The sequence below is a fragment of the Streptomyces sp. NPDC054840 genome, assembly GCF_053611065.1.
Window position 1 is genome coordinate 1 of record NZ_JBSGZP010000238.1, and the last position, 9,904, is coordinate 9,904.

10 protein-coding genes are annotated in these 9,904 nt (G+C 68.5%); 9 read left to right on the forward strand and 1 reads right to left on the reverse strand.

Annotated elements, in window-relative coordinates; translation table 11 throughout:
- The first annotated feature begins 240 nt into the window (after nucleotides 1-240).
- From dop to prcA, 5 genes are all read left to right on the forward strand, one after another.
- Complete coding sequence (gene dop / locus ACWGIU_RS18540) at nucleotides 241-1,752, forward strand: depupylase/deamidase Dop (protein ID WP_453707091.1); 1,512 nt, start codon at nucleotides 241-243, stop codon at nucleotides 1,750-1,752.
- Nucleotides 1,753-1,924: 172 nt separating this feature from the next.
- Nucleotides 1,925-2,137, forward strand: a complete 213-nt coding sequence (locus ACWGIU_RS18545; protein ID WP_030016348.1) for a ubiquitin-like protein Pup — start codon at nucleotides 1,925-1,927, stop codon at nucleotides 2,135-2,137.
- Between the two features lie 30 nt (nucleotides 2,138-2,167).
- The gene (locus ACWGIU_RS18550; protein ID WP_453707093.1) at nucleotides 2,168-2,761 is read left to right on the forward strand and encodes an endonuclease VII domain-containing protein; all 594 of its coding nucleotides are present in this window, start codon (nucleotides 2,168-2,170) and stop codon (nucleotides 2,759-2,761) included.
- A complete protein-coding gene (gene prcB / locus ACWGIU_RS18555; RefSeq protein ID WP_453707095.1) occupies nucleotides 2,713-3,552 on the forward strand; it encodes a proteasome subunit beta in 840 nt (279 codons plus the stop codon). The genes ACWGIU_RS18550 and prcB overlap by 49 nt, the downstream gene beginning before the upstream one ends.
- A 46-nt stretch (nucleotides 3,553-3,598) precedes the next feature.
- Nucleotides 3,599-4,363, forward strand: a complete 765-nt coding sequence (gene prcA / locus ACWGIU_RS18560) for a proteasome subunit alpha (protein ID WP_030016342.1) — start codon at nucleotides 3,599-3,601, stop codon at nucleotides 4,361-4,363.
- 119 nt (nucleotides 4,364-4,482) lie between these two features.
- Here the strand turns inward: prcA and ACWGIU_RS18565 are convergent, their stop codons facing one another.
- Complete coding sequence (locus tag ACWGIU_RS18565) at nucleotides 4,483-5,481, reverse strand: LacI family DNA-binding transcriptional regulator (protein ID WP_453707097.1); 999 nt, start codon at nucleotides 5,479-5,481, stop codon at nucleotides 4,483-4,485.
- 143 nt (nucleotides 5,482-5,624) lie between these two features.
- Between ACWGIU_RS18565 and ACWGIU_RS18570 the strand changes: the two genes are divergently transcribed.
- The 4 genes from ACWGIU_RS18570 (at nucleotide 5,625) to ACWGIU_RS18585 (ending at nucleotide 9,878) form a co-directional block, all read left to right on the forward strand.
- Nucleotides 5,625-6,887 carry an MFS transporter gene (locus ACWGIU_RS18570; RefSeq protein ID WP_453707099.1) on the forward strand — a complete coding sequence of 421 codons (1,263 nt, stop codon included), beginning with the start codon at nucleotides 5,625-5,627 and terminating at the stop codon, nucleotides 6,885-6,887.
- 139 nt (nucleotides 6,888-7,026) lie between these two features.
- On the forward strand, nucleotides 7,027-8,388 hold the full coding sequence (pafA, locus tag ACWGIU_RS18575; RefSeq protein WP_453707101.1) for a Pup--protein ligase: 1,362 nt from the start codon (nucleotides 7,027-7,029) through the stop codon (nucleotides 8,386-8,388).
- Between the two features lie 127 nt (nucleotides 8,389-8,515).
- Nucleotides 8,516-9,457 (forward strand): FKBP-type peptidyl-prolyl cis-trans isomerase, encoded by a 942-nt coding sequence (locus ACWGIU_RS18580; protein WP_453707103.1) that lies wholly within the window; start codon nucleotides 8,516-8,518, stop codon nucleotides 9,455-9,457.
- Nucleotides 9,458-9,485: 28 nt separating this feature from the next.
- Entirely contained in the window at nucleotides 9,486-9,878 is a 393-nt protein-coding gene (locus tag ACWGIU_RS18585) for an FKBP-type peptidyl-prolyl cis-trans isomerase (RefSeq protein WP_301372209.1), read from the forward strand.
- The last annotated feature ends 26 nt before the right edge of the window (nucleotides 9,879-9,904 follow it).

Here is a 9,904-nt window from a genome sequence, read left to right on the forward strand (position 1 = left end):
CCCCGGGCATCCGCAGCCGACTGCTTTACCCCACCGCTTTACCGGCCGCTTTTCAGCCGGTGACGAGGCGGATCCAATGACGGAAATGATCTCCCCACGAGCGCGCAGTGGTTCTAGGCTCTTCCGTACCGCCGGACGCGCAGTGCGGGGACGGGCACCGCACAGGCAGACGCACCGGAGCACCAGCGGTACTTGAGCGCCGCTCCCGAAAGGGGAGCGCCGCCGGGCAAGGAGGGCCGCATGACCGTACGGCGAGTAATGGGGATCGAGACGGAGTACGGGATCTCCGTCCCGGGGCACCCGAACGCCAATGCCATGCTCACCTCGTCCCAGATCGTCAACGCCTACGCGGCGGCGATGCACCGGGCGCGACGCGCCCGCTGGGACTTCGAGGAGGAGAATCCGCTGCGGGACGCCCGCGGCTTCGACCTCGCCCGCGAGGCCGCCGACAACAGCCAGCTGACCGACGAGGACATCGGCCTCGCCAACGTCATCCTCACCAACGGCGCACGGCTCTACGTCGACCACGCACACCCCGAATACAGCTCGCCCGAGATCACCAACCCACTCGACGCCGTCCTGTGGGACAAGGCCGGCGAGCGGATCATGGCCGAGGCGGCCGTACGCGCCGCCCAGCTCCCGGGCGCCCAGCCGATCCACCTCTACAAGAACAACACCGACAACAAGGGCGCCTCCTACGGCACGCACGAGAACTACCTGATGAAGCGGGAAACCCCCTTCTCGGAGATCGTGCGCCACCTGACCCCCTTCTTCGTCTCGCGACAGGTCGTGACCGGCGCGGGACGCGTGGGCATCGGCCAGGACGGCCGCGAGCACGGCTTCCAGATCAGCCAGCGCGCGGACTACTTCGAGGTCGAGGTCGGCCTGGAGACCACCCTCAAGCGGCCCATCATCAACACCCGCGACGAGCCCCACTCGGACGCCGAGAAGTACCGCCGGCTCCACGTGATCATCGGAGACGCCAACCTCTCCGAGATCTCCACCTACCTCAAACTCGGCACGACAGCACTTGTCCTGTCCATGATCGAGGACGGGTTCATCAACGTCGACCTGGCCGTCGACCAGCCCGTACGCACCCTCCACCAGGTCTCCCACGACCCGGACCTGCAGCACCTGATCACGCTGCGCAGCGGCCGGACACTGACCGCGGTGCAACTGCAGATGGAGTACTTCGAGCTGGCCCGGAAGTACGTGGACGAACGTTTCGGGTCCGACGCGGACGAGCAGACCAAGGACGTGCTGGGGCGCTGGGAGGACGTGCTGGGCCGGCTGGAGAGCGACCCGATGAGTCTGTCGGGGGAGCTGGACTGGATCGCCAAGAAGGAGATCCTGGAGGGCTACCGGCGCCGGGACGGGCTGAACTGGGACGCGGCGCGGCTGCACCTGGTGGACCTCCAGTACGCGGACGTACGGCCCGAGAAGGGCCTCTACAACCGCCTGGCGGCCCGCGGCAAGATGAAGCGGCTGCTGGAGGAGCCGGCAGTGGAGCGGGCTCAGGGCAAGCCTCCGGAGGACACCCGGGCGTACTTCCGCGGCCGCTGCCTGGAGCAGTACGCGGACGACGTGGCCGCGGCGTCCTGGGACTCCGTGATCTTCGACCTTCCGGGCCGGGACTCGCTCCAGCGGGTCCCGACGATGGAGCCGCTCCGGGGCACGCGGGCCCACGTCAAGGAGCTCCTGGACCGCTGTCGCACGGCGGAGGACCTGGTCCGGGTGCTTTCGGGGCAGTGAAAGGGCCTGAAAGGCCTCCGGTCCGGGAATCATGAAGAGAACCGGACTGTGAAAGTACGGGGACGAATGTCGGACCCTCCTTGTAGGGTCCGACGTAGGGTCTGATCTTGAGAGATCCCGAATCCCGGGGTCTCTCGACATGAGCATGCGAACCGAGCGGGGTGAGGTAGACATGGCGACCAAGGACACCGGCGGCGGACAGCAGAAGGCGACGCGCTCGACCGAGGAGGTCGAGGAGGCGGCGGTCGAGGAATCGACCGACCTCAAGGAGCGCCAGGAAAAGCTCTCCGACGACGTCGACTCCGTACTTGACGAGATTGATGATGTCCTGGAGGAGAACGCCGAGGACTTCGTTCGAAGTTTCGTTCAAAAAGGCGGCCAGTAACCTTCGAATCGAAGGCGAAGGGTGGGGTGAATGCCCGAAAGGGCAGGCTCGAAGCGGTGTGCGCGGTGCGGTGAAGACCGGCCGCGCGCAGCCTTCGGTATCAAGCGGTCGAACATGGATGGCTTGCAGCGTGAATGCCGCGCTTGCATGGCCGACTATCACCGTGAGCGTCAGATCGGCCTGGGGCGGAAGGTCCGGCCTCGAGTAGAAGTGCCGGAAGGGCACAAGCTCTGTTTGCGTTGTGGCGAAGTGAAGCCGCATGCGGAATGGCATCGGAATGCAACTGCTTCGGATGGGTTGTCAACGCGATGCAAGGCGTGCCGTGCGGTCGAAGGCCGGGCCGGCCACCTCAAACGGACCTATGGCATCAGCGAGGCTCAGCGGGACGAAATGATCGCAGCTCAGGGCGGGCTTTGCTGGATCTGCCTAAAGGCTCCGGCCGTGCATGTGGATCACTGCCACGAGACGGGTAGGGTCCGAGGCGTACTGTGCTTCAACTGCAATTCGGCCATCGGCAAGTTGGGAGACGATCCCGACACTCTGCGTCGGGCCATCTCATACCTGGAGGGACACGCGTGGAAGCCAACAATCGTGGCACAGGGCGTCTACCGGCAGCCTTCCTGACGCCGGGGTCGTCGTCCTTCATGGACTTCCTGGGCGCGCACTCGCCCGAGATGCTGCCCGGCAACCGCAGGCTGCCGGAGGGTGTCATCGAGGCGCCGCACGGGACGACCATCGTCGCCGCCACCTTCCCCGGCGGGGTGGTCCTCGCCGGTGACCGGCGGGCGACCATGGGGAACATGATCGCGCAGCGGGACATCGAGAAGGTGTTCCCCGCCGACGAGTACTCCGCCGTCGGTATCGCCGGTACGGCCGGCCTGGCCGTGGAGATGGTCAAGCTGTTCCAGCTGGAGCTGGAGCACTTCGAGAAGGTCGAGGGGACGACCCTGTCCCTGGAGGGCAAGGCCAACCGGCTCTCCACCATGATCCGGAGCAATCTGGGCATGGCGATGCAGGGCTTGGCCGTCGTGCCGCTGTTCGCCGGGTACGACGAGGGCAAGGAGAAGGGCCGGATCTTCTCCTACGACGTGACCGGCGGCCGCTCCGAGGAGCACGGCTACGCCGCCACCGGTTCGGGTTCGATCTTCGCCCGGGGCTCGATGAAGAAGCTCTACCGTCCCGATCTGACGGAGGAGCAGGCCACCACCCTGGTCGTCCAGGCGCTGTACGACGCCGCCGACGACGACTCGGCGACCGGTGGGCCGGACCTGTACCGCCACATCTACCCGATCGTCACCGTGATCACGGACGAGGGGTTCCGCAGGCTGACCGACGACGAGTCGCAGGAGCTCGCCCGTACGGTCACCAACCGTCGGCTGGAGCAGCCCGACGGCCCGCGCGCCGCCCTGCTCTGACCATCCGTCGCCCCGTAGGAGCCCAGAAGAAAGGGACGGACAGCCGGTGTCGACTCCGTTCTATGTGTCACCCCAGCAGGCCATGGCCGACCGGGCGGAATACGCCCGCAAGGGCATCGCCCGCGGTCGCAGCCTGGTCGTGCTGCAGTACGCCGACGGCATCGTGTTCGTCGGCGAGAACCCGTCCCGTGCGCTGCACAAGTTCAGCGAGATCTACGACCGGATCGGCTTCGCGGCCGCCGGTAAGTACAACGAGTACGAGAACCTGCGGATCGGCGGTGTGCGGTACGCGGATCTGCGTGGATACACCTACGACCGTGATGATGTGACGGCCCGTGGGCTGGCGAACGTCTACGCGCAGACGCTCGGCACCATCTTCTCGTCGGCCGGTGAGAAGCCGTACGAGGTGGAGCTGGTGGTCGCGGAGGTCGGTGCGACGGCCGCGGGTGACCAGATCTACCGGCTGCCGCACGACGGGTCGATCGTGGACGAGCACGGTTCGGTCGCGGTCGGTGGCAATGCCGAGCAGATCAGTACCTTCCTGGATCAGCGTCATCAGGACGGGATGACCCTGTCGGAGGCGTTGAAGCTGGCGGTGCAGGCGCTGTCCAGTCAGGCCAACGGCGCGGACAAGACGATTCCGGCGGAGCGGCTGGAGGTCGCGGTGCTGGACCGTACGCGGGCGCAGCAGCGCAAGTTCAAGCGGATCCGGGGTCGGCAGCTGTCGCGGCTGCTGGAGGCGGACGTGACGGCGGCGGTGCAGGCCGATGCCGTGTCGAACGACGAGGCGCCGGAGGATGACGCCGAGTAGTCGTGGTGCGGGAGGAGCCCCGGTTCGCCGATTTCGGCGGGCCGGGGCTTCGTCGTGTCCGGGCCTGGCCGGGGCGGTGCCGGGCCGGGGCTGGCTGGGCCGGGTGGGCTTGGCTCGGCTCAGGGGGTGGGGGCGGGGCCCGTGGAGTCGCGGACGACGAGTCGGACGGGGATGTCGGGTGCGGTCCAGGTGGTGCCTTCGAGGACGGCGAGGAGGGCGGCCATGCCCTGTTCGCCGACGCGTTCGGCGGGGAGGTGGACGGTGGTGAGTTCGGGTTCGACGGCGGTGGCGAGGGCGAGGTCGTCGAAGCCGGTGACGGAGAGGTCCTCGGGGATGCGCAGGCCGAGGCGGCGGGCGGCCTTGCAGGCGCCGGCGGCGAGGATGTCGTCGTCGCAGACGACGGCGGTGGGCCGGTCCCGGGGGGTTGCCAGGGCGGCCTCCATGGCCGTACGGGCGCTGTCGACGGTGAGGGCGGCCCGGACGGTGCGCAGCTCGGTGCCGGGGCCGAGGAGGGCGCTGAGGGCTTGGGCGCGGGTGTCGAAGGTCCAGGAGTCGATGGCGGAGGCGAGGTGGAGGAAGCGGCGGTGGCCGAGGGGCAGGAGGTGTTCGGTGATCTGGCGCATGCCGTCGGCCATGGCGAGGTTGACGTGGGCGGCGGCGGTGCCGGCGGCGGGGTCGCTGTCGAGCATGACGAGGGGGAGGGTGTTGCCGCCGATGGCGTCGAGGGTGTGGGCGGCCATGGAGGAGGCGATGACTCCGTCGAGGGCGGCGCGGGCGGAGGCGAAGGGGTCGCGGGCGGGGCCGGTGCCGTCGGGGGAGGGGTAGAGGACGACGCCGAAGCCGTGTTCGGCGGCGACGCGGGCGGCGCCGGTGTAGACGCGGGCGAAGAACTCGTTGGTGAGGGCGGGGACGACGAGGAGGGCGGTGCGGGTGGTGCCGAGGCGGAGGTTGCGGGCGGCGAGGTTGGGGCGGTAGCCGAGGCGGGTGGCGGTTTCGCGGACGTGGGTGGCGGTGCGTTCGGAGACGCGGCCGGGCCATTTCTCGCCGAGGACGAGGGAGACGGTGGCCTGGGAGACCCCGGCGGCGGTGGCCACGTCGCGGCTGGTGGGTCTCGTCACACGGGGCTCCTGAACTGGGAGGTCGGGGGTGTGGTGGGGTCGGCGGGGTGGACCGGCGGGCTGCGGCCATGGTACGTATGACCGGTCTAGTTATACGTATTACTTCGGCACTCCCGGCTGGATCCGGGCAGAAGGGGGCGGACATGGCCGCGGGATACGCGGAGCTGCTGAGGACCCGGCACGCCGCGAGGCTGCTGGTGGGCACGCTCGTGGGCCGCCTGCCCAATGCCACGGGGCCGATCGCGATCGTGCTCTTCACGCGGGCCGAGGGTGGCAGCTACAGCCTGGCGGGGGCGCTGGCCGCCGTGTACGGGCTGGCGAACGCGGTGGGTCAGCCGCTTCTGGGGCGGGCCGTGGATCTGTTCGGGCAGCCGCGGGTACAGCTGCCGGCCGCGGTGCTCTCCGCGCTGGGCATGGTGTGGCTGGCGCTTTCGGGTACGGGTTCGGCGGTGGCCGCGTACGCCGCGGTGGTGGTGGCGGGGCTGTTCACGCCGCCGCTGGAGGGCGGGCTGCGGGCGCTGTGGCCGGGGGTGCTGGGCGGCCGTGAGGAGAAGGTGCACGCCGCGTACGCGATGGACGCGGTGGCCCAGGAGGTCATGTTCACCGTCGGTCCGCTGCTGGTGACGCTGTTCGTGGCGATGTGGTCGCCGGCGGGGGCGCTGCTGGCGCTGAACGCGATCGGTGTGCTGGGCGCGCTGTCGGTGGTGGTCAGTGAGCCGTCCCGGAAGTGGCGTTCGGCGCCGCGGGAGGCGCACTGGCTGGGGGCGCTGCGTTCGCGGGGGCTGCTGGCGCTGCTGGGTGCGTTCTTCTTCGTGGGTATGGCGCTGGGTTCGATCACGGTGGCGGGGGTGGCGTACGCGGACGATCACGGCGGTCAGGCGGTGTACGGCTGGTTGATGGCGGCGCTGGGGCTGGGCGCGCTGATCGGTGGGGTGTGCTACGGCGCGCGGCAGTGGGCCGGTGCGCCCGAGCGGCGGCTGCGGCTGCTGGTGGGTCTGCTGGCGGTCTGCTACCTGCCGCTGATGCTGGTTCCGGGTGCGGTGGCGATGACGGGGCTGTCGGCGTTGTCGGGTGTGTTCCTGGCGCCCGCGCTGGCGTGTGCGTTCATCGCCGTGGACCGGCACGCTCCGGCGGGCACGGTGACGGAGGCGTTCTCGTGGCTGGTGACGTTCTTCGGGGTGGGTGCGGCGATCGGTACGGCGGCCGCGGGGCCTGCGGTGGAGTGGGGCGGTACCGCGGCGGGCTTCGGGGTGGCGGCTGTGGCGGGCGGTTCGGCGCTGCTGGTTCTGATGGTCACTCAGCGGGTGCTGGCGACCGGCGGGCGTGGTCGCGCGGTGGCGGGCTTGCCTGACGGTGTGCCGGACACGGCTTCTGACGTGCCGTCGGAGGTGCCGGCGGCGCCCTGATCGGTGGGTGCGGCGGGTGGGCCGATCGGGCCGTGGTCGGGGCGTGATCGGGGCGTCGATCGGCCCGCTGGTGGGAACTGATCGAAACGGCGCTCCCGAACCCGGTTTCAGAAGAGGGCAGAAGGCGTAATGTTCAGTCATGGACCGCCGCATTTTCGGGCTGGAGAACGAGTACGGCGTCACGTGCACGTTCAGGGGACAGCGCCGACTGTCTCCTGACGAAGTGGCGCGCTACCTCTTCCGCCGTGTTGTGTCATGGGGCCGCAGCAGCAATGTCTTCCTGCGGAACGGCGCCCGCCTGTACCTCGACGTGGGTTCGCATCCGGAATATGCAACACCCGAATGCGACAACGTGACCGAGCTGGTCACTCACGACAAAGCAGGCGAGCGCATTCTCGAAGGTCTGCTCGTCGACGCCGAACGCCGCCTGCACGAGGAGGGAATCGCGGGCGACGTCTATCTCTTCAAGAACAACACCGACTCGGCGGGCAACTCGTACGGCTGCCACGAGAACTACCTGGTGGCCCGGCACGGGGAATTCTCCCGCCTGGCGGACATTCTCATTCCGTTCCTTGTCACGCGGCAGCTGATCTGCGGCGCCGGCAAGGTGCTGCAGACGCCGCGGGGTGCGGTCTACTGCGTGAGTCAGCGGGCCGAGCACATCTGGGAGGGCGTCAGCTCTGCCACGACCCGCTCGCGGCCGATCATCAACACCCGGGACGAGCCGCACGCGGATGCCGAGCGCTACCGCAGGCTGCACGTCATCGTGGGTGACTCGAACATGTCCGAGACGACCATGCTGCTCAAGGTCGGGGCCACCGACCTGGTGCTGCGCATGATCGAGGCGGGCACGGTGATGCGGGACCTGACCCTGGAGAATCCGATCCGGGCGATCCGTGAGGTCAGTCACGACATCACGGGTCAGCGCAAGGTGCGGCTGGCGAGCGGCCGGGAGGCCTCGGCGCTGGAGATCCAGCGGGAGTACTACGACAAGGCGGTGGACTTCGCCGAGCGCCGGGGGATCCGTACCGGCGTGGTGGACCAGGTGCTGGAGCTGTGGGGTCGCACGCTCGACGCGATCGACGCGGAGGACCTGGACCGGATCGGGACCGAGATCGACTGGGTCATGAAGTACCAGCTGATCGAGCGGTACCGGGCCAAGCACGACATGACCATGTCGAATCCGCGGGTGGCTCAGATAGACCTCGCGTATCACGACATCCACCGCCGGCGCGGGCTGTACTACCTGCTGGAGCGCAAGGGGCAGGCGGCGCGGATCTGCAACGACCTGAAGATCTTCGAGGGCAAGTCGGTGCCCCCGCAGACGACGCGGGCGCGGCTGCGCGGCGATTTCATCCGCCGGGCGCAGGAGCAGCGGCGGGACTTCACGGTCGACTGGGTGCATCTGAAGCTCAATGACCAGGCGCAGCGGACGGTGCTGTGCAAGGACCCGTTCCGGTCGGTGGACGACCGGGTGGAGAAGCTGATCGCGGGCATGTAGGACCCGCAGAGTGACCGCTGTGTGACATCGCACTCCTCGCCAGGGCCCCGTACGTCTCTCGTACGGGGCCCTGTGCACGGCTTAGAGTGGCGAGCGACCGCTTTGCCGTCTGAGATCTGAGGAACCCGTGCGCCGACTTGCCGGCCTGCTTGTCGTACCCCTTCTGCTGCTGACGACCGCAGCGTGTGGCGACGACAGCGGCTCCGACTCCGCCCAGATGAAGAACGGGGCCCCCGCGATCACCAAGGGTGCCGCCTTCGGGGAGACGCCCACCCTGTCGATGGGGAAGGGCACGCCGCCCAAGGAGCTCAAGGTGGTGACCATCAGCGAGGGCACCGGGCAGGTGCTGAAGAAGAACGACATCGCGCAGGTCCACTACCTCGGCCAGGTGTGGGACGGCAAGCAGCCGTTCGACCAGAGCTTCGGGCGGCCCGCTCCGTTCGACGTGACGATCGGCGCCGGCGCCGTCATCAAGGGCTGGGACCAGGGTCTGGAGGGTCAGAAGGTCGGCAGCCGTGTCGAGCTGGTGATCCCGCCGGAGCTCGGTTACGGGGCACAGGGGTCGCCTCCGAAGATCAAGGAGAACGCGACGCTGGTCTTCGTCGTGGACATCGTCAAGGGTGCGACCGTCCCGGTTTCGGCCACGGGCAAGGAAGTCGCCCAGGAGAACAAGGACCTGCCCAAGGTCGGCACGAACACGGACGGCAAGGAAGTCTCCGTGACCGTCCCGAAGGACACCGCCGAGCCCACCAAGCTGGTTTCGGACTATGTCCTTGAGGGTGACGGCCCGGTGGTGAAGGACACCGACAGCGTCGTCGTCAAGTTCAACGGCAAGACGTGGAAGGACGACAAGTCCTTCGAGAGCACCTACACCAGTGACCAGACGGTCACCTGGCCGCTGGGTGAGCTTTCGGTCAAGGGTTTGAAGGACGGCCTGGTCGGTAAGAAGGCGGGCAGCCGCATCCTGCTGGTCATTCCGCCGGACATGGCGTTCGGGGACAAGGAGCAGGGCACCATCCCGGCGAAGTCGACGCTGGTCTTCAGCCTCGACATCCTCGCGGTGATGTAAGACTGTTCCGGTTGACCGTTTCGTACATATGAGGAGAAGTTCCGTGAGTGACCTCCAGAAGCCCGAGATCGACTTCCCCGAGGGCGAGGCCCCCAAGGACCTCGTGATCGAGGACATCTGGCTGGGCGACGGCGCCGAGGCCAAGAAGGGCGACCGGGTCTCCGTCCACTACGTGGGCGTGGCCTTCTCCACCGGCGAGGAGTTCGACGCTTCCTGGAACCGCGGTTCCGCGCTCCAGTTCCAGCTCGGCATCGGTCAGGTCATCGCCGGGTGGGACCAGGGTGTCCAGGGCATGAAGGTCGGCGGCCGCCGCAAGCTGGTCATCCCGGCGCACCTCGCCTACGGCGACCGCGGCGCGGGCGGTGCCATCGCCCCGGGCGAGACGCTGATCTTCGTCTGCGACCTGGTCAAGGTCGGCTGATCCGCACCTCGCGATCGGTCGAGGGG